This window comes from Pseudonocardia xishanensis, assembly GCF_039541715.1.
In the GTDB taxonomy this organism is placed as follows: Bacteria; Actinomycetota; Actinomycetes; order Mycobacteriales; family Pseudonocardiaceae; genus Pseudonocardia; species Pseudonocardia xishanensis.
Window position 1 is genome coordinate 44,829 of the sequence record NZ_BAABGT010000123.1, and the last position, 17,121, is coordinate 61,949.

The 17,121-nt window shown below is 72.3% G+C and carries 20 protein-coding genes and 1 riboswitch; of the genes, 9 read left to right on the forward strand and 11 right to left on the reverse strand.

Features of this window, described 5'->3' with window-relative positions:
- Position 1 precedes the first annotated feature (1 nt).
- Positions 2-144, reverse strand: a riboswitch (SAM riboswitch).
- Positions 145-295: 151 nt separating this feature from the next.
- Positions 296-1,291, forward strand: a complete 996-nt coding sequence (holA, locus tag ABD993_RS35840) for a DNA polymerase III subunit delta (RefSeq protein ID WP_425569248.1) — start codon at positions 296-298, stop codon at positions 1,289-1,291.
- 127 nt (positions 1,292-1,418) lie between these two features.
- Here holA and rpsT read toward each other — a convergent pair whose 3' ends face one another.
- Positions 1,419-1,685, reverse strand: coding sequence for a 30S ribosomal protein S20 (rpsT, locus tag ABD993_RS35845; RefSeq protein WP_345428727.1), 267 nt, complete (start codon positions 1,683-1,685; stop codon positions 1,419-1,421).
- A 304-nt stretch (positions 1,686-1,989) separates the two neighbouring features.
- On the opposite strand from rpsT, the gene ABD993_RS35850 reads away from it, so the two are divergent.
- Genes ABD993_RS35850 through ABD993_RS35860 form a run of 3 tightly spaced genes read left to right on the forward strand, consistent with a single transcriptional unit; the run spans position 1,990 to position 5,433 of the window.
- Entirely contained in the window at positions 1,990-3,645 is a 1,656-nt protein-coding gene (locus tag ABD993_RS35850; protein WP_425569244.1) for a circularly permuted type 2 ATP-grasp protein, read from the forward strand.
- On the forward strand, positions 3,645-4,589 hold the full coding sequence (locus tag ABD993_RS35855; protein ID WP_345428729.1) for an alpha-E domain-containing protein: 945 nt from the start codon (positions 3,645-3,647) through the stop codon (positions 4,587-4,589). The genes ABD993_RS35850 and ABD993_RS35855 overlap by 1 nt, the downstream gene beginning before the upstream one ends.
- A 1-nt stretch (position 4,590) precedes the next feature.
- Positions 4,591-5,433, forward strand: a complete 843-nt coding sequence (locus ABD993_RS35860; RefSeq protein WP_345428731.1) for a transglutaminase family protein — start codon at positions 4,591-4,593, stop codon at positions 5,431-5,433.
- A gap of 77 nt (positions 5,434-5,510) precedes the next feature.
- Here the strand turns inward: ABD993_RS35860 and ABD993_RS35865 are convergent, their stop codons facing one another.
- Both ABD993_RS35865 and cynS read right to left on the reverse strand, forming a co-directional pair.
- The gene (locus ABD993_RS35865) at positions 5,511-6,941 is read right to left on the reverse strand and encodes a DHA2 family efflux MFS transporter permease subunit (RefSeq protein ID WP_345428733.1); all 1,431 of its coding nucleotides are present in this window, start codon (positions 6,939-6,941) and stop codon (positions 5,511-5,513) included.
- Between the two features lie 111 nt (positions 6,942-7,052).
- Positions 7,053-7,517, reverse strand: a complete 465-nt coding sequence (gene cynS / locus ABD993_RS35870) for a cyanase (protein ID WP_345428735.1) — start codon at positions 7,515-7,517, stop codon at positions 7,053-7,055.
- An 88-nt stretch (positions 7,518-7,605) separates the two neighbouring features.
- On the opposite strand from cynS, the gene ABD993_RS35875 reads away from it, so the two are divergent.
- Together ABD993_RS35875 and ABD993_RS35880 are read left to right on the forward strand one after the other, a co-directional pair.
- Positions 7,606-8,205 carry a PASTA domain-containing protein gene (locus ABD993_RS35875; protein ID WP_345428737.1) on the forward strand — a complete coding sequence of 200 codons (600 nt, stop codon included), beginning with the start codon at positions 7,606-7,608 and terminating at the stop codon, positions 8,203-8,205.
- Between the two features lie 26 nt (positions 8,206-8,231).
- The gene (locus tag ABD993_RS35880) at positions 8,232-8,822 is read left to right on the forward strand and encodes a maleylpyruvate isomerase family mycothiol-dependent enzyme (protein WP_345428739.1); all 591 of its coding nucleotides are present in this window, start codon (positions 8,232-8,234) and stop codon (positions 8,820-8,822) included.
- Positions 8,823-8,886: 64 nt separating this feature from the next.
- Here ABD993_RS35880 and ABD993_RS35885 read toward each other — a convergent pair whose 3' ends face one another.
- Positions 8,887-9,861 carry a hypothetical protein gene (locus ABD993_RS35885; RefSeq protein ID WP_345428741.1) on the reverse strand — a complete coding sequence of 325 codons (975 nt, stop codon included), beginning with the start codon at positions 9,859-9,861 and terminating at the stop codon, positions 8,887-8,889.
- 117 nt (positions 9,862-9,978) lie between these two features.
- Here ABD993_RS35885 and lepA point away from each other — a divergent pair, with 117 nt between their 5' ends.
- On the forward strand, positions 9,979-11,820 hold the full coding sequence (lepA, locus tag ABD993_RS35890; RefSeq protein WP_345428743.1) for a translation elongation factor 4: 1,842 nt from the start codon (positions 9,979-9,981) through the stop codon (positions 11,818-11,820).
- A 59-nt stretch (positions 11,821-11,879) separates the two neighbouring features.
- Here lepA and ABD993_RS35895 read toward each other — a convergent pair whose 3' ends face one another.
- Positions 11,880-12,368 (reverse strand): MarR family winged helix-turn-helix transcriptional regulator, encoded by a 489-nt coding sequence (locus tag ABD993_RS35895; RefSeq protein ID WP_345428745.1) that lies wholly within the window; start codon positions 12,366-12,368, stop codon positions 11,880-11,882.
- A gap of 78 nt (positions 12,369-12,446) precedes the next feature.
- Positions 12,447-13,412, reverse strand: a complete 966-nt coding sequence (locus tag ABD993_RS35900) for a zinc-binding dehydrogenase (RefSeq protein WP_345428747.1) — start codon at positions 13,410-13,412, stop codon at positions 12,447-12,449.
- Between the two features lie 44 nt (positions 13,413-13,456).
- On the opposite strand from ABD993_RS35900, the gene ABD993_RS35905 reads away from it, so the two are divergent.
- Entirely contained in the window at positions 13,457-13,633 is a 177-nt protein-coding gene (locus ABD993_RS35905; RefSeq protein ID WP_345428749.1) for a hypothetical protein, read from the forward strand.
- Positions 13,634-13,727: 94 nt separating this feature from the next.
- On the opposite strand, the gene ABD993_RS35910 is transcribed toward ABD993_RS35905, so the two are convergent.
- A complete protein-coding gene (locus ABD993_RS35910) occupies positions 13,728-14,618 on the reverse strand; it encodes a Sir2 family NAD-dependent protein deacetylase (RefSeq protein ID WP_345428751.1) in 891 nt (296 codons plus the stop codon).
- A 40-nt stretch (positions 14,619-14,658) separates the two neighbouring features.
- The gene (locus ABD993_RS35915) at positions 14,659-15,426 is read right to left on the reverse strand and encodes an enoyl-CoA hydratase-related protein (RefSeq protein WP_345428753.1); all 768 of its coding nucleotides are present in this window, start codon (positions 15,424-15,426) and stop codon (positions 14,659-14,661) included.
- Between the two features lie 44 nt (positions 15,427-15,470).
- Here ABD993_RS35915 and ABD993_RS35920 point away from each other — a divergent pair, with 44 nt between their 5' ends.
- Complete coding sequence (locus ABD993_RS35920) at positions 15,471-16,133, forward strand: response regulator (protein ID WP_345428755.1); 663 nt, start codon at positions 15,471-15,473, stop codon at positions 16,131-16,133.
- Here the strand turns inward: ABD993_RS35920 and ABD993_RS35925 are convergent.
- The 3 genes from ABD993_RS35925 to ABD993_RS35935 are packed head-to-tail and all read right to left on the reverse strand — an operon-like array spanning position 16,074 to position 17,114.
- Positions 16,074-16,484 (reverse strand): MmcQ/YjbR family DNA-binding protein, encoded by a 411-nt coding sequence (locus ABD993_RS35925; RefSeq protein ID WP_345428757.1) that lies wholly within the window; start codon positions 16,482-16,484, stop codon positions 16,074-16,076. The two genes, ABD993_RS35920 and ABD993_RS35925, sit on opposite strands and share 60 nt — an antisense overlap.
- Before the next feature lie 4 nt (positions 16,485-16,488).
- A complete protein-coding gene (locus tag ABD993_RS35930) occupies positions 16,489-16,908 on the reverse strand; it encodes a VOC family protein (RefSeq protein ID WP_345428759.1) in 420 nt (139 codons plus the stop codon).
- Entirely contained in the window at positions 16,908-17,114 is a 207-nt protein-coding gene (locus ABD993_RS35935) for a DUF4177 domain-containing protein (protein ID WP_345428761.1), read from the reverse strand. Before ABD993_RS35935 ends, ABD993_RS35930 begins: the two co-directional genes overlap by 1 nt.
- Between the last annotated feature and the right edge of the window lie 7 nt (positions 17,115-17,121).

A 17,121-nucleotide genomic window follows, 5' to 3' on the forward strand; every position in this document is an offset into this window, starting at 1 on the left:
CTCCTCATCTGTCCCGCGGGCGCGGGCCGGAATTGGCACCTGGTTCGTCGACGGGCGCACACGAAGAACGTGTGACGCGCGGATCAAGCGACGCCGGTTGCCGGGGCTTCAACGGGCCGTTCCCTCTGCCCCTCTGGATGAGCCATGTTCAGTTGTGCCCGGCCCCACGGAGGGCGGGCGCCCGGATGATCCGGATGTCGCCCACGTTACGGCACGCCGTGAGCCGTCGGCCAGGTCGTTCCGCCATCTGGGAGCGGGGTCACCCCGCAGAGGTGCGTCGCGGAGTGTCGGTGCGATGCGAGACGATGGCGGCGTGCCCACCGCGCCGACCACCAAGGCCCCCGCCCCGCTGCAGCTCGTCGTCGGCGAGGAGGAGCTGCTGGTCGAGCGGGCGATCGCGGAGATCGTGCGGGCTTCGCGCGCGGTGGACCCCGACACCGACCTGCGTCGCTTCCGGCCGTCCGAGCTCACCCCCGGCGAGCTGAACGGGCACCTCAGCCCGTCGCTGTTCGCCGAGTCCCGGGTCGTGGTCGTCCAGGGCGCGCACGAGGCCGCCAAGGACCTCGCCGCGGCGATCCTCGCCTACGGGGACGAGCCCGCGGAGGGGATCGTGCTGGTGGCCACCCACGCGGGCGGGGCGCGGGGCAAGCAGCTGGCGGACGACCTGCGCAGGAAGGGTGCCGTCGTCACCCGGTGCGACAAGCTCGGGCGCGCCGAGGAGCGGGCGGACTTCGTGCGGTCCGAGGCGCGCCGGGCCGGGGGCACCATCACCGCGGAGGCCGTGTCGGTGCTGCTCGAGGCCGTCGGGTCGGACCTGCGCGAGCTGGCGGCCGCGACCGGACAGCTCGTGGCGGACAGCGGTGGCCGGGTGGACGGGCCCGCGGTGCGCCGCTACCACCGCGGACGGGCGGAGTCGACCGGGTTCGCGGTGGCGGACAAGGCCGTCGCGGGGGACCGGTCCGGGGCGCTGGAGGCGCTGCGGTGGGCCCTGGTGCTGGGGGTCGCCCCGGTGCTGGTGGCGGACGCGCTGGCGGACGCCGTGCGCACCCTGGCCAAGGTCGGGTCGGCGGGCCGCGGGGATCCGAACCGGCTCGCGGGCAGCCTCGGCATGCCGCCGTGGAAGATCCGCAAGGCCCAGGGCCAGGTGCGGGCCTGGCGGCCTGCCGGGCTCGCCGTCGCGATCGCCGCCACCGCGCAGGTGAACGCGGACGTCAAGGGTGCCGCGGCGGACCCGGGCTACGCGCTGGAACGCGCCGTGCTCGCGGTCGTCGAGGCCCGCGGCACCGGCTGACCACTCGCAACGATCACGGGCGCCCCCGGCGCGGACACGACGACGGCGCTGCCCCACGGGAAAGGGCAGCGCCGTCGTCAGACGCTCTGGAGGGAGCGTGCACCGCGCCCCGTCGGGCGCGGAAGGATCAGGCCGAGAGGGCCGCGGCCCGCTTGGCCAGCGACGACTTGCGGTTGGCGGCCTGGTTCTTGTGGATGACGCCCTTACCGGCCGCCTTGTCCAGCGCCTTGGCCGCGGCCTTCTGCAGCTCGAGGGCCTTCTCGGTGTCACCCGAGTCCGCCGCCTCGCGGAACTTGCGGATCGCCGTCTTCACCGAGGACTTCACCGACTTGTTGCGCTGCCGGGCCTTCTCGTTGGTCTTGACGCGCTTGATCTGGGACTTGATGTTCGCCACGCTGGTGTGCCTCTTCAGTCTTCCTGGGTCTCGGGTTCTCGGGGCTCCGGCGACCTGCGTGGTGGTCCCCCACCCACGCGAGCGAGCACGCCGAGCACTCGACGGGACATGCTACGCCCCCGCCACGGACGCCTCCGCAGGGCCCCGACAGGGGGGTGTCGCGCGGGGCGCGAGCGGCCATCGTCGCACACCAGGGGCCCGGGGCGTGATCACCGCGACCGCGGATCACACCGGTCGGCCCGTTAACCCGGACGTAGCACGGCTCCGTCTGGCTCGCACCGCGACGAACGGTCAAGATGACCCGGTGAGCCGAGCAGTGGACCGCAGACCAGCACGCACGGGGGCGGACCCCGAGACCAACGGCCACGAGTCGGGGTCGGCCCTGTTCGACGGCTATCTCGAACCCGACCGACCCAACCCGGACGCGTTCGACGAGATGTTCAACGCCGACGGCAGCGTCCGCGCCCCGTACCGGCAGCTGCACGACGCGATCGCCCCCACCGCCGCCGCCGACCTCAGCGCCCGCAGCGAGGCCCTGGACCGGGCCTACATGGACCAGGGCATCACGTTCAGCCTGTCCGGCAAGGAGCGCCCGTTCCCGCTGGACATCGTGCCGCGGGTGATCAGCGCCAGCGAGTGGTCCCGGCTGCAGCGCGGGATCGTGCAGCGGGTCAAGGCCCTGGAGGCCTTCCTCGCGGACGTCTACAACGACGCCCAGATCGTCCGGGACGGCGTGCTCCCGCGCAGGCTGATCACGAGCTGCGAGCACTTCAAGCGCTCCGCCCACCTGCTCAACCCGCCGAACGGCGTGCGCATCCACGTCGCGGGCATCGACCTGGTCCGGGACCAGGAGGGCACGTTCCGGGTGCTGGAGGACAACCTCCGCAACCCCTCCGGCGTGTCCTACGTGATGGAGAACCGCCGCACGATGGCACGCGTGTTCCCGGACCTGTTCACCCGCCAGCGGGTCCGTCAGGTCGGGGACTACTCCACCCACCTGCTGCACGCGCTGCGCGCCGCCGCCGCGCCGAACGTCGCCGACCCGAACGTCGTCGTGCTGACCCCCGGCGTCTACAACTCCGCGTACTTCGAGCACTCGCTGCTCGCCCGGCAGATGGGTGTGGAGCTGGTCGAGGGCCGGGACCTGTTCTGCCGGGACAACGTCGTCTACATGCGCACGACCGAGGGCGAGCAGCGCGTGGACGTCGTCTACCGCCGGATCGACGACGACTTCCTGGACCCCCTGCAGTTCAAGCCCACCAGCGTGCTCGGGGTCGCCGGGATCATGAACGCGGCGCGCGCGGGCAACGTGGTGATCGCCAACGCGGTGGGCAACGGGGTGGGGGACGACAAGCTCGTCTACACCTACGTCCCGCAGATGATCAAGTACTACCTGGACGAGCGGCCGATCATCCCGAACGTCACCACCCTGCGCTGCTGGCTGGACGGCGAGCGCGAGGAGGTCCTCGACTCGCTCGACCAGCTCGTCATCAAGCCGGTGGAGGGGTCCGGGGGCTACGGGATCCTGTTCGGACCGAACGCGAGCCCCAAGGAGCTGCAGAAACAGCGCAAGGCGATCCGGGACGACCCGCGCGGGTGGATCGCCCAGCCCGTCGTGCAGCTGTCCACCGTCCCGACCAAGGTGGACGACCGGCTGGTGCCCCGCCACGTCGACCTGCGGCCCTTCGCGGTGAACGACGGCGAGGACGTCTTCGTGCTGCCCGGCGGCCTGACCCGGGTGGCGCTGCCGAAGGGCTCGCTCGTGGTGAACTCCAGCCAGGGCGGCGGGTCCAAGGACACCTGGGTGCTCGCCGCGAGCCGCGCCCCCGAGGCCGAGCGCGAGCTGGGGGAGCGGGGCATCGCGAGCAAGGCGCCCGACAGCCGCCCGGCCGCCGAGCAGGGCCGGGAGCTCACCCTCGACCAGCAACAGCAACAGCAACAGCAGGGGAGGGACGCCTGATGCTGGCCCGGAACGCCGAGTCCCTCTACTGGATCGGCCGCTACGTGGAGCGGGCGGACGACACCGCTCGGATCCTGGACGTCTCGGTGCACCAGCTGCTCGAGGACGCCACCATCGACGTCGACCTGGCCGCACGCAGGCTGCTCGGCGTGATGGGCGTCGACCCCGGCACGGACGAGCACCTGGACGCCTTCTCCCTCACCGAGCTGCTGGGCTACTCGGCGGACACCGCGGGCTCGATCGTCTCCTCGATCACCAGCGCGCGGGAGAACGCCCGCGGCGCCCGCGAGGTCGTCTCCAGCGAGATGTTCGAGTGCCTCAACGCCACGTGGAACGCGGTGCCGGAGCGCCAGCGCTACGCCCGCTGGGTGGGCCCGCACGCCTTCTTCAGCTACATCGAGGACCGCGCGGCGATGTTCTCGGGGTTCGCGGCGTCGACGATGAGCCGGGACGACTCCTGGCGGTTCTACCTGCTCGGGCAGAGCGTCGAGCGCGTCGACATGGTGGTGCGGCTGCTGATGAGCCGGGCGACGGATCGGATGAGCTCGCCCGGCTGGCTGTCCGTGCTGCGCTCGGCGGGCGCGCAGGACACGTACCTGCGGACCTACCGCGGCGCCGTCGACGCGGTGCGGGTCGTGCAGTTCATGCTGATGGACCGGCTGTTCCCGCGGTCGGTGTTCCACGCGCTGCGCGAGGCGGAGACGTGCCTGCAGCAGCTGGACAACCGGCCCACCGCCCGCGTCGGGGCGAAGGCCGAGGCGCTGCGCCTGCTCGGCCGGGCCCGCAGCGAGCTGGAGTTCCTCCGCCCGGAGGAGCTCCTGGACGACCTGCCGTCCCAGCTCGAGGGCCTGCAGGAGTGCATCCGTGAGGTCGGCGAGGCCGTCTCGTTGCAGTTCTTCCACGCCGCCCCCTGGGTCGCGTGGACCGCACCGGAGGTGGTCTGAGATGGGCTGGCGCATCAGGGTCGTCCACGAGACGGGCTTCAAGTACAGCTCCCCGGTCCTGGAGACCTACAACGAGGTGCGGCTGACCCCGCGCAGCGACCAGCACCAGAACGTGATCGTCAGCCGGGTGGAGACGGTGCCCGCCACGCGGTCGTACCGCTACGAGGACTACTGGGGCACCCAGGTCACCGCGTTCGACCTGCACGCCCCGCACACGGAGCTGCTGGTCACGGGGACGTCGGTCGTCGAGACCGGGGACGACAGCGAACCGCTGCGGGAGACGGACTGGGAGCAGCTGGCGTCGGAGCCCATCCGGGACCGCTACACCGAGATGCTCGAGTTCACCGACTACGTCAGCCGTGACCCCGAGCTGGCCAGGATCGCCACGCAGCTCAAGAAGGGCCAGGAGCCCGCCGACGCCGTCCTCGCCGCCTGCGAGTGGGTCAAGGACACGATGACCTACCAGTCCGGGACGACCGGCGTGCACACCAGCGCGAAGGACGCCTGGGCCGCGGGCAAGGGCGTCTGTCAGGACTACGCACACCTGACCCTGGTCCTGTTGCGCGAGATGGGGATCCCGGCCCGGTACGTGTCCGGGTACCTGTTGCCGAAGAAGGACGTGAAGGTCGGCGACACCGTCTCCGGCCAGTCCCACGCCTGGATCGAGGCCCGCACCGGCGCCTGGTGGGGCTTCGACCCGACCAACGGCATCCCGATCGGCGCCCGGCACGTGTGGGTCGCGGTCGGCCGCGACTACGCGGACGTGAGCCCGCTCAAGGGCATCTACTCCGGCGGCAGCGCCGAGGCCCTCGACGTCACGGTGGACATGACCCGCCTCGCCTGAAACGCACGAACGGCACTCTTGTGCGGACCTACCGCACAAGAGTGCCGTTCGTGCAGGTCGGGGGGTGGGGCTCCGGCTCAGGCCGAGACCGACTCCTTCTTCTTCCCGCCCACGAGCAGGGAGAAGGGGATCGCGATCGTGCCGATGATCGCCGCGCAGAGGAACGCGGCGTGGGTCCCGGTGGCGTCCGCGGCCACGTCCGGGGTGGAGGCGAACAGCACCATCAGCGTGACGAACAGCGCCGTGCCCGCCGCCCCCGCGACCTGCTGGAGCGTGGCCAGGATGGCGCTGCCGTGCGAGTCGATCTCGCCGGGCAGGCTGCCCAGCGCGTCCGTCATCAACGGGGTGAGCATGAACGACAGGCCCATGACCAGCACGATGTGCAGCCCGACCAGGACGAGCACCGGCGTGCCCTCACCGACGACGAGGGCGAAGCCCCACAGCGCCAGCGCCAGCACCGCGACGCCGGGCAGCACGAGCGGCCGCGCGCCGACCCGGTCGTAGAGCTTGCCGACGAACGGGCCCAACAGACCCATCACCAGCCCGCCCGGCAGCACCGCGATCCCGGTGACGAACGCCGACACCTTCAGCACGTCCTGCATGAACAGCGGCAGCAGGATCAACACGCCGAACAGCGACATCATGCCGAGGACCGACAGGCCCAGCGCCACCGAGAACACCCGGTGGGTGAAGGGCCGCATGTCCAGCAGCGGGTTGCCGGTCCGCTGCAGCCGCAGCTGGCGGAGCACGAACAGTGCCATCGCGGCGACCCCGACGACGATCGGCAGCCACGGCGGCACCGCCGCCTCGCCGCGGGCCGCCTCACCGATCGTCGACAGGCCGAAGACGAGGCCGCCGAAGGCGAGCGCGGACAGGACCACCGACAGCCAGTCCAGCCGGATGGCGCGGGTCTCGCCGTCCAGCTTGAGGAACACCGCGCCGGCCGCGAGGGCGATCAGCGCGATCGGTAGCACGCACAGGAACATCCAGCGCCAGCTCAGGAACGACAGGATGACGCCGGAGATGGTGGGCCCGATGGCCGGGGCCACCGCGATGACCAGGCTGATCATGCCCATCTTCGCGCCGCGCTGGTCCGCGGGCACGAGCCGGATCACCGACGTCATCAGCAGCGGGATCATGACCGCGGTGCCGAGCGCCTGCACGATCCGGCCGACCAGCAGCAGCCCGAAGCCCGGCGAGACCGCCGAGATCAGGGTGCCGAGGCTGAACAGCGTCATCGACATGAGGTAGACGGTGCGCGGGGTCAGCCGCTGCAGCAGGAAGCCGGTGATCGGGATGATCACCGACATCGTGAGCAGGAACCCGCTGGTCAGCCACTGGGCCGTGCCCACGGGGACATCGAGGTCGACCACCAGCACGGGAAGCGCCACGCTCATGATGGTCTCGTTGAGGATCATCACGAACGCCGAGCCGACCAGCAGCCAGATCACCGTCGAGGCGGCGCGGGTGGTGACCGCCGGGGTGGGAGGCGCGTCGTGCGCGGTCATGCCGGAACTCCAAGCGATGGGTCTACACGCGGATCTCGCATGTAGGGACAGACGCTATCCGCCCCCGGAACTCATCGGCTACGCGTTTTCGCCCACCGCGGACGACCGGGCTCACCACACGCGGTAGGGCAGGAACTTCCCGTTCAGCGTGATCCGGACGCGGTCGCCCTTCGGGTCCGGCACGCGCTCGAGGTCCATCTCGAAGTCGATGGCGCTGACGATGCCGTCGCCGAACTCCTCGCGCACCAGCTCGGAGATGGTGGCGCCGTAGACCTGGACGACCTCGGTCAGGCGGTAGACCAGCGGGTCCGTGGTGTCGACGGCTGCGGCGCCGCGCACCGGGGGCAGCGTCAGGGCGTCGACGACGTCGGCGGTGAGGTCCAGCAGCGTGCCGACGGCCTCGGCCTGTTCCCGGCTGAGCGGCTGCTGGCCGAGCAGGGCGGAGGTGGACCACTCCACCGACCTCCCGACGGTCTCGGCGATCTTCGCCCAGCGCAGTCCCAGGCGCTTCTTCGCGGCGAGCACGGCGCGGGCGGCCTCGGCGCGGTCGGGTGTGGGCAGTGGGGTGACGGACATGGGCCCTCCAGATGGTCGCGGTCGACCCGATGCTTCCCCCGATGCGCGGACCTGGCCACCGGAAGCGTGTCAGGCTAACCTGACAGTCATGGACTGGCGAGCGGCCTGGGAACGGGTGGTTCGGCGCGGCCGCACGGGCGAGGCGGCCCTCGAGGCGCTGTCGGACATCGGCTCGCTGCGCCGCGAGCTGGACCGCGAGGAGCTGGAGGCGGTCCGGGACGCGCGGCGGGCGCGGCGGTCGTGGGCGGAGATCGCGACCCGGCTCGGCGTCAGCAGGCAGTCCGCGTGGGAGAAGTGGCGAGACCTGGACGAGGAGCCCGCCGTGGAACCCGTGCTCGCGGAGGCCGTGGACGAGATGGCCCGGGTCGCCACGGGGGCGTTGGTGGAGGTGCCGGACGTCGTCGGGATGACGTGGCGGGAGGCCCGCGCCCGGCTCGCCGAGCACCGGCTGCACCCGCTGGCCGCCGATCCGGAGCTGCGCAGGCGGCTCCGGCCGGACTCGGCCGCCCACGTCGTCACCGAGCAGAAGCCCGCGGCGGGCGAGCGGATCGCGCCGCACGAGGCCGTCACCCTGTGGTTGCGGGAGGGGCCGGGGGACGCCGGGGTCCCCGCACCGCTGGAACCGCGGCCCGACCCCCGGGTCCGGCGGGGTGCCGTCGACGAGGCGACCGGCGAGAGCGTGCGCTGAGGGTCTCGGGCTCCTACCGTGTCCGGATGCGAAGCGACGACGTGCGTTCCGCGGCCGCCGCCTGCACCGGGCTCCTCGCGGGCGCGGCCGGGCGGGACTGGTCGGTGCGAGCCGGGAGTCTGGAGTGGACGGTGTCCGAGGTCGTCGCGCACATGGCCGAGAGCCTGCACTTCTACGCCGCGGACCTCGTCGGCGGCCGGACCCTGAACGACGCGCTGGAGGTGAAGGTCCGCGCGGACCGGCCACCGCAGGCGCTGCTCGGCGTCGTTCGCTCCGGGGCGACCGTCCTGGCCGCCACGATCGACGCCTGCGACGAGCACACCCGCGGCTTCCATCCCGCGGGGTCGCCGGACCCGTCCGGGTTCGCGGCGATGGCCTGCGACGAGCTGCTGATCCACACCGACGACGCCGCACGCGGTCTCGGCCTCGCCTTCGAACCGGACGTCTCCCTCGCGCACCACGTCCTGCGCAGGCTGTTCCCCTGGGCGCCGCACGACCAGCGCTCCTGGCCCACCCTGCGGTGGGCCAACGGCCGGGCGGCGCTGGGCGATCGCCCCCGGCTCGAGACGTGGCGCTGGCACCCCGCCCCACTGGACGAGTGGGACGGCACCGTTTGACACGAACGGCACTCTCGTGCGGACCTAGCGCACAAGAGTGCCGTTCGTGCGGAACGGGGTCGGCTCAGATCGCCTGTTCGGCCGCCCGGTCGACGCGGCGGTGGTAGCGCTCGCCCGCCTTGCCCCCGGCGATCGCCCCGACCAGCGCCACGACGGCGACGATCAGCAGCGACAGCACGCCGGTCCAGCTGAAGGCGGTGTCGGACAACGCGATCCCGGGCACCCGCAGGGCCGCGAAGATCGAGTCCGTGCTGCCGGTGACCGCCGTGGCGATGGTGACCGCGGCGGTGACGACGAGCCCCATGGCCCAGACGGCGAAGCCGTTGCGCGCGCCGTCGAACCGGGCGAGTCTGCCCGCGACGTACCCGCCCGCCGCGTACGCCACCAGCATCACGGCGATGGCCACGATGCCGCCGGTCAGGCCCAGCATCCGCGGGTCCTGGCCCGGGGCGCCGCCGAGGTCCGGGGTGATCCCCGCCAGCCGGACGACGAGGGTGGCCAGCGCGGCGAGCAGCACCGTCAGGCCGACCGCGACCAGCCAGCCGAAGAACGCGGACCCGATCTTGAGCCCACCGAAGCGTTCGTGCTGGTACTCCTGCGCGGCGCTCAGCGCTCCGCGGGAGGTGTAGTGGTGCGCGAGCTCGGCGTCCGGTTCGGTGCGGCCGGGGGCCGAGCGCAGGGTGCGCCGGTCGATCGGGACGGTCACGCCGCCGTCGCCGGGGACGGCGCCTGCCAGGGGCACGAGCCGCGTGCCGCCGAGCCGCTTGCGGACCACACCCCACGGGCTGCCGTCCGGCCCGTCGACCACCTCGGACAGGGTGCCGAGCGTGCCGCCGCCGCGACCGTGGACCGGGCTCCCCACCCAGGACCCGGGCTCGCCGGTGCGCGGGACGTCGCCCTGCACGGGCAGCTGCTGCGTGCGCTGCTCGTCTCGCGGCAGCTCGTGGGTCGCCGGGTCCGCCGCCGGATCGGGACCGGGGCCGGTGGGTGCCGCGGCGTGTGCCTCGGAGCGGGGGGAGGCGGGCGTGCCGGAGCTCACGGAGTCCATGGCGCTCTGTACCCCGCGGTGGTCCGCCTCACACACACCGCACCTGCACGGGCGATACACCCCACGTGGGACGATGGAAAGGATCCCCGTACCGGAATGGACTCCTGAGTGACGAGCTACGCCGACCGCACCTTCACCCCGCCGGAGCGCATCCGGAACTTCTGCATCATCGCCCACATCGACCACGGCAAGTCGACGCTGGCCGACCGGATGCTGCAGATCACCGGGGTCGTCGAGGCACGGGACATGCGCGCGCAGTACCTCGACCGGATGGACATCGAGCGCGAGCGCGGCATCACGATCAAGGCGCAGAACGTCCGGCTGCCGTGGACCGTCGGCGGCGAGGAGCACGTGCTGCACCTCATCGACACCCCCGGGCACGTCGACTTCACCTACGAGGTCTCCCGGGCGCTGGAGGCCTGCGAGGGCGCGATCCTGCTGGTCGACGCCGCGCAGGGGATCGAGGCGCAGACGCTGGCGAACCTCTACCTGGCGCTGGACAAGGACCTCACGATCATCCCGGTCCTCAACAAGATCGACCTGCCCGCGGCGGACCCGGACCGGTACGCGGCGGAGATCGCGCACATCATCGGCTGCGAGCCGGAGGACGTGCTGCGGGTCAGCGCGAAGACCGGTACGGGCGTCGAGGCGCTGCTGGACGAGGCGGTCAAGCAGATCCCCGCCCCCGTCGGCGACCCGGACGCCCCGGCCCGCGCGATGATCTTCGACTCCGTCTACGACACCTACCGCGGCGTCGTCACCTACATCCGGGTGGTGGACGGCAAGATCACCCCGCGCGAGCGGATCAAGATGATGTCCACCGGCACCACGCACGAGCTGCTCGAGGTCGGCATCGTCTCGCCGGACCCCAAGCCCAGCGTGGGCCTGGGGGTCGGCGAGGTCGGCTACCTGATCACCGGGGTGAAGGACGTCCGGCAGTCCAAGGTCGGCGACACCGTCACGTCCCAGCGGCACGGCGCCACCACCCCGCTGACCGGCTACCGCGAGCCCCGGCCGATGGTCTACTCCGGGCTCTACCCGGTGGACGGCTCGCAGTACCCGGACCTGCGCGAGGCGCTGGACAAGCTGCAGCTCAACGACGCCGCGCTGACCTACGAGCCGGAGACCTCCGCGGCGCTGGGCTTCGGCTTCCGCTGCGGCTTCCTCGGGCTGTTGCACCTGGAGATCACCCGGGACCGGCTCGAGCGCGAGTACGACCTGGACCTCATCTCCACCGCGCCGAACGTCGTCTACCGCGTGCGCACCGACGACGGCACCGAGCTGACCGTCACCAACCCGTCGGACTGGCCCACGGGCAAGGTCGCCGAGATCCACGAGCCCATCGTCAAGGTGACGATCCTGGCGCCGTCGGAGTTCATCGGCGCGATCATGGAGCTCTGCCAGTCCCGGCGCGGGCAGCTCGGCGGGATGGACTACCTGTCCGAGACCCGCGTGGAGCTGCGCTACACCATGCCGCTCGCGGAGATCATCTTCGACTTCTTCGACGCGCTGAAGTCCCGCACCCGCGGCTACGCCTCGCTGGACTACGAGGAGGCGGGCGAGCAGCAGTCCGACCTGGTCAAGGTGGACATCCTGCTGCAGGGCGAGCCGGTGGACGCGTTCTCGGCCATCGTGCACAAGGACTCGGCGTACGGCTACGGCACGACCATGGCCGCCAAGCTGCGCGAGCTGATCCCGCGGCAGCAGTTCGAGGTGCCGATCCAGGCCGCGGTCGGGTCGCGCATCATCGCGCGCGAGACCATCCGAGCGATCCGCAAGGACGTGCTCGCGAAGTGCTACGGCGGTGACATCAGCCGCAAGCGCAAGCTGCTGGAGAAGCAGAAGGAGGGCAAGAAGCGGATGAAGACGATCGGTCGGGTCGAGGTTCCGCAGGAGGCCTTCGTCGCGGCGCTGTCGACGGACTCGAGTGCGGAGAAGCCGAAGAAGTAGGTGCGGCTCGCTGGTGAACCGGGGAGCCGGGGAGTGGGGCTCTGGGGGAGACCGGGGAGCTAGAGGTCGTCGTCGGCCGGGGTGGCCAGGTCTTCGAGGAGCTGGGCGAGCTGGACGCGTTCGGGGGTCCGGCGGGCACCGAGGGCGGCGCCGACCCGGCGTTCGATGCTCCCGCACACGCGCTCGACGACCTCACGACCGCCCGCGGCGAGATGCACCAGCACCCGTCTTCGGTCCACGGGGTCGTTCTGCCGGTAGGCGTGGCCGTCCGACACCAGCCGGTCGACGACGCGGGTGGCGGTGGGGGCGGGGAGCGCGGTGTGGGAGGCGATCTCACCCATGCTGCGGCCACCGCCGCGGGCGAGCATCAGCAGGACGCGCCAGCCGTCTCGGCTGACACCCTGTGCCGAGGTCGCCGGGACGAGCGACGCCGCGACGGCGCGCTCGACCCGGTCGAGCAACTCGACGAGACCGGGAACTCGCGGCGCCGGGACGGTCGCGGTCCGACCGCGAAATCCCGGCGCCGTGGGACTGTATGGCTCAGGCACGATGACCGACTGTACTTGCTCGTCCGCCCGAATGCCTCAAGGAACGAGGAAAACGGACGCACAGCAACGTTACCCGTGTCAGTGAGTGAACACGATCTTGCCCGCTGTATCCCCGTCGAGCATCGCGCGAAAGCCCTCCTCGGCGCGTTCGAGGGGCAGCTCCAGGCCGATCTCGGGGCTGATCCCGGCGTTCGCGACGAAGGTCAGCAGGTCCGCCAGCTCCTGCCGGGTGCCCATCGTGGAGCCGATGACGCTCAGCTGGAGGAAGAAGAGTCGCTGCAGGTCGGCGCCGGGGTTGGGGCCGGAGGTGGACCCGCAGCAGACGATCACGCCACCCGGTCGCAGGGCCCGCATCGAGTGCTTCCAGGTGGCCTCGCCGACGGACTCGAACACGGCGTCGACCTTGCCGGGCAGCCGGGCGCCCGATTCGAACACCGCGTGCGCGCCGAGCTTCTCGGCGAGATCGCGCTTCTCCTCGGTGCGTCCGGTCACCCAGACGGTCATCCCGGCGGCCCGACCGAGCTGGACGAGCGCCGTGGACACCCCTCCGGAGGCTCCCTGGACGAGCATCGTCTGCCCCGGCATCAGCCCGGACTTGGTGAACAGCATCCGGTAGGCGGTGAGCCACGCGGTGCCCATGACGGCGGCCTGGCTCGCGGTCACCCCCGCGGGCTTGGGGACGGCGTTGCGGGCCGGGACGACGATGTGGTCGGCGAACGCGCCCTGGTGCTTCTCGGTGAGCAGCGTGCGTTTCGGGTCGAGCGTCTCGTCCCCGCTCCACGTCGGGTCGCCGATGATCGAGTGCAGGACGACCTCGGTGCCGTCCTCGAGCACCCCGGCGCCGTCACAGCCGAGGATCATCGGGAACTGGTCGGGCTTGATGCCGACCCCCCGCAGCGTCCACAGGTCGTGCATGTTGAGGCTGGCGGCGGTCACCTTGACCTTCACCCAGCCGTCCGGGACCTCGGGCTCGGGGCGCTCGCCGACGGTCAGCGAGTCGAGCGGAGCGTCGGCGTTGGGCTCTGCGGCGTACACGGCGAACATACCCGTGAACTTAACGCGCGCTCGGCGCCGCTACCGTGTGACGCATGACGAGGGCGATCGCGGACTGGTGGGACGCGCTGGAGCTGTGGCTCACCCAGCTCGCCTTCCCTCTCCAGGTCGCGCTCGCGATCGTCGTGCTGCTGCCGCTGTGTTGGCTGGTCGCGGGCCTGGCGGACCGGGTGGCGGGCACGCTGGTGGACGCCCTCCGCCGCCGCCGGTAGGCCCGCGGAGTCCGCCTCGCGGAAAGGTGAGTCCGCCCACGGACGTCCGACTCACCCGTCGGGGGCGGGGGACTCGTGGGTGCCCCGGGCGGGGTCAGGGGGCGAGGTCGCGCCACTGTGGGATCGGGGTGTCCTCGGCGGGCTCCGGGGTGGCGCCCGCCAGGGCGGAGAGGACCTCGGAGGTGCCCGCGTGCAGGCGGAGGACGGCGTGGGGGTCGCCGCGGGTCTCGCCGCGGTTGACGATCACCACCGGCACCCCGTGCTTCGCCGCGTGCTTGACGAACCGCAGCCCGGACATCACCGTCAACGACGAGCCCGCGACCACCAGCGCACCGCCGCTCGGGACGAGCGCGTCCACCATCGCGTAGGCCCGCGCGACCCGGTCCCTGGGCACGTTCTCGCCGAAGAACACCACGTCCGGCTTCAGCGGTCCGTCGCAGCGGGTGCAGGCGACGAGCCGGAACCCGTCCGTCTGCTCCAGCACCGCGTCCCCGTCCGGGGCGGTCTCGATCTCCGGGCCCACGGCGTCGGCGAAGCCGGGGTTGGCCTCCTCGAAGCGCTCCTGGAGCACCGTGCGCGAGGTGATCTCCTTGCAGAACAGGCAGACCACGTCCGCGATGCGGCCGTGCAGGGTGATCAGCGCGCGGCTGCCCGCCTCCTCGTGGAGACCGTCGACGTTCTGGGTGATCAGGCCGCGCAGCCTGCCGCGGCGCTCCAGCTCGGTGAGCGCGAGGTGTCCGGGATTCGGTGCGGCCCTGCGCATCCGGGCCCACCCGACGTGGCTGCGCGCCCAGTACCGGCGCTGCGCGGCGGGCCCGGAGACGAACTCGCCGTAGGTCATCGGGCGGCGCAGCGGCGAGTCCGGGCCGCGGTAGTCCGGGATCCCGGAGTCGGTGGACAGGCCCGCCCCGGTGAGCGCGACGAGCGGGCGGCCCGCGAGCACGTCGAGGACGCGGTCCAGTTCGGGGGACGGGGGAGCCTGCACGCTCTCAGGGTACGTCCGTCCGGCGGCGGGGGCCGGGGGTTCAGGCGAGGTCGGTGACCCAGCGGGGTGGGCGCTTCTCGGCGAAGGCGCGGATGCCCTCCTGGCCGTCCTCGCCCGCGAAGTAGCGCGCGGAGAGGGCGTTCATCTCGGCGAAGTCCTCGCTCATGGACGCGGGCCGCGCGCGCAGCAGCAGGTCCTTGGTCCCGGCGAGGGCGGCGGGCGCGCCGAGCCGGAGCATCTCGACGTACCGGGCCACCTCGGCGTCCACGTCCGCGACCGCGCGGGTCAGCAGCCCGATCTCGGCGGCGCGGGCGGCGTCGAAGGTCTCGCCGGTGAGGAGGAGCTCCTGTGCCGCACGGGGACTCAGCCGCGGCAGCACCGGGACGGAGATCACCGCGGGGATCAGCCCGAGCCGGACCTCGGTGAACGCGAACGTGACCGTCTGCGCGGCGACGGAGATGTCGCACGCCGCGACCATCCCCACCCCGCCCGCGCGGGCCGCCCCGTGCAGCTTCGCGACGACCGGCGTCGGCGAGGTCCACAGTGTCTCGAGGATCCGGGGGACCTCGGTGACCCCCTGGTCGTCCGCGCTCGCCCCGCGGGACTCCTTGAGGTCCATGCCCGCGCAGAAGACGGATCCGGTGTGGGTCAACACGATCACTCGCGCGGTGGGGTCGGCGATGGCCGCGTCGAGATGGTCGGTCAGCTCGCGGCGCAGCTGCCGCGACAGGGCGTTGCGGTTGGCGGGGGAGTCCAGGGTGATCGTCGCGACGCCTGCAGTGGTGTCGCGGTGTACGAGCTCGGTCACGCGCGGAGCGTAACCCCGCGGGCACCGGCGGCGAACGATCCGTTGTGGAGATCGCCACCCTCGTGGTGCAGGCGCTGGGCACGCTGGCCTGGCCCGCCGTCGTCGCGTTCGTCGTGTGGACCTTCCGCGGGCCGATCGGCACGCTGCTGACCAGCGGGACCGTGTCGGTCAAGGCGGGTGGGGTCGAGATCAGCACGGCCGCGCGGGCCGCGGCGGCCGGCGCGCTGCAGAACGCGGCCGCCGACAAGTCGACCCCGCTGGACGCCCTGGCCGCGGGCTCCCGGGTCGAGGCGGGCGCCGCCGCCGTCACCGCGCGGTCCAGCCCGCCCCGGGTGCTCTGGGTGGACGACCAGCCCGCCCGCAACGGACACGAGCGTGAGACGCTCATCCGGCTCGGCATGCTGCTGGAGCAGGCGACCTCGACGGAGCAGGCCGTCCAGGCGGTCATGCGCTCGGCGCCGTTCGACGTGATCGTGTCCGACATGTCCCGCGCCGACGACCCGGCCGCGGGCTACGACCTGCTCGAGCGGCTCCGCGGCGCCGGGGTGCGGACCCCGTTCGTCGTGTACTCGTCCTCCGCCGACCCGGCCCACGACGCCGAGGCGATCAGCCGCGGGGCCATGGGCAGCACGAACGACCCCGCCGAGCTACTCGACCTGATCGTCGAGGCGCTGCGTCGCCAGCCACCTCCGGGCGCGGGCGGGTGAGGCTCGGGCGAGCCACGCGTCCTGCACCACCTCCGCCAGCTCCTCCCGGCTGATCTCGCCCAGCCGCGAGGCCCGGACCAGCACCGACGGGTGGCCGTCGAAGTGCGGGGTGGTGAAGAACGGCGGCTGGGCGAGCAGCGCGAGCTTGTCCTCCTCGCCGCCGACCCAGAGCACGATCACGTCGGTGTACCGCTCGCCGGTGTCCGGGTCGACGGCGTCCGGGCGCGGGGTCCGGAAGAACACGAACGACTTCCCGCCCACCTGGTAGACCGGGTTCTCCTTCGACCCGTGCACCACCGTGACGTGCGGCATCCCGGCCGCGAGCTCGTGGACGTCCTCGACCCCGGCCATCGCCCTACCCCGCGAACAGCTGCGACGGATCGGCGAAGGCCTTGAACTCCAACGCGTTCCCGGCCGGGTCCCGGAAGAACATCGTGTGCTGCTCGCCGGGCTCGCCCGCGAACCGGACGTACGGCTCGATCACGAACCGGATCCCGGCCGCCCGCACCCGCTCGGCCAGCGCCTCGAACTCCGGCACCGGCAGGACCACGCCGAAGTGCGGGACCGGGACGGCGTGGCCGTCCACCTCGCTCGTGCCCGCCGAGCCGGGGTGTCGCGCCACCCGGTGCGTGACGACCTGGTGGCCGTGTACGTCCCAGTCCGTCCAGGCCTCGGCGGAGCGGCCCCGCGGGAACCCGAGCACCTCGCCGTAGAAGCGCCGGGCCGCGTCGATGTCGTCCACCGGGATGGCCAGGTGGAACGGGGGGAGGGCCATCAGACCGGTCGTTCGAAGGTCACCAGCAGCCCGTCGACGCCGCCCGGTCCGACCCGGCCCTTGACGTCCGCGCCGGTGATGGCCTTGAGCTGCCAGCCGTCCGCGGCCTCGCCGTTGAGGATCTTCTCCAGCTTGGAGTCCGACAGCTTCCCGCCGATCAGACCCTCGCGCAGCTGGACCACCTTGTACTCGAAGCGTCGTGCCATGACCCGA

Coding starts and splice junctions, on each gene's coding strand:
- ABD993_RS35930 (WP_345428759.1), bottom strand. CDS start 16,908: ATGGCCCTCCCCCCGTTCCACCTGGCCATCCCGGTGGACGACATCGAC.
- ABD993_RS35875 (WP_345428737.1), top strand. CDS start 7,606: ATGGACTGGCGAGCGGCCTGGGAACGGGTGGTTCGGCGCGGCCGCACG.
- ABD993_RS35905 (WP_345428749.1), top strand. CDS start 13,457: ATGACGAGGGCGATCGCGGACTGGTGGGACGCGCTGGAGCTGTGGCTC.
- holA (WP_425569248.1), top strand. CDS start 296: ATGCGAGACGATGGCGGCGTGCCCACCGCGCCGACCACCAAGGCCCCC.
- cynS (WP_345428735.1), bottom strand. CDS start 7,517: ATGTCCGTCACCCCACTGCCCACACCCGACCGCGCCGAGGCCGCCCGC.
- ABD993_RS35865 (WP_345428733.1), bottom strand. CDS start 6,941: ATGACCGCGCACGACGCGCCTCCCACCCCGGCGGTCACCACCCGCGCC.
- ABD993_RS35880 (WP_345428739.1), top strand. CDS start 8,232: ATGCGAAGCGACGACGTGCGTTCCGCGGCCGCCGCCTGCACCGGGCTC.
- ABD993_RS35900 (WP_345428747.1), bottom strand. CDS start 13,412: ATGTTCGCCGTGTACGCCGCAGAGCCCAACGCCGACGCTCCGCTCGAC.
- ABD993_RS35925 (WP_345428757.1), bottom strand. CDS start 16,484: ATGGCCGGGGTCGAGGACGTCCACGAGCTCGCGGCCGGGATGCCGCAC.
- ABD993_RS35860 (WP_345428731.1), top strand. CDS start 4,591: ATGGGCTGGCGCATCAGGGTCGTCCACGAGACGGGCTTCAAGTACAGC.
- ABD993_RS35855 (WP_345428729.1), top strand. CDS start 3,645: ATGCTGGCCCGGAACGCCGAGTCCCTCTACTGGATCGGCCGCTACGTG.
- ABD993_RS35935 (WP_345428761.1), bottom strand. CDS start 17,114: ATGGCACGACGCTTCGAGTACAAGGTGGTCCAGCTGCGCGAGGGTCTG.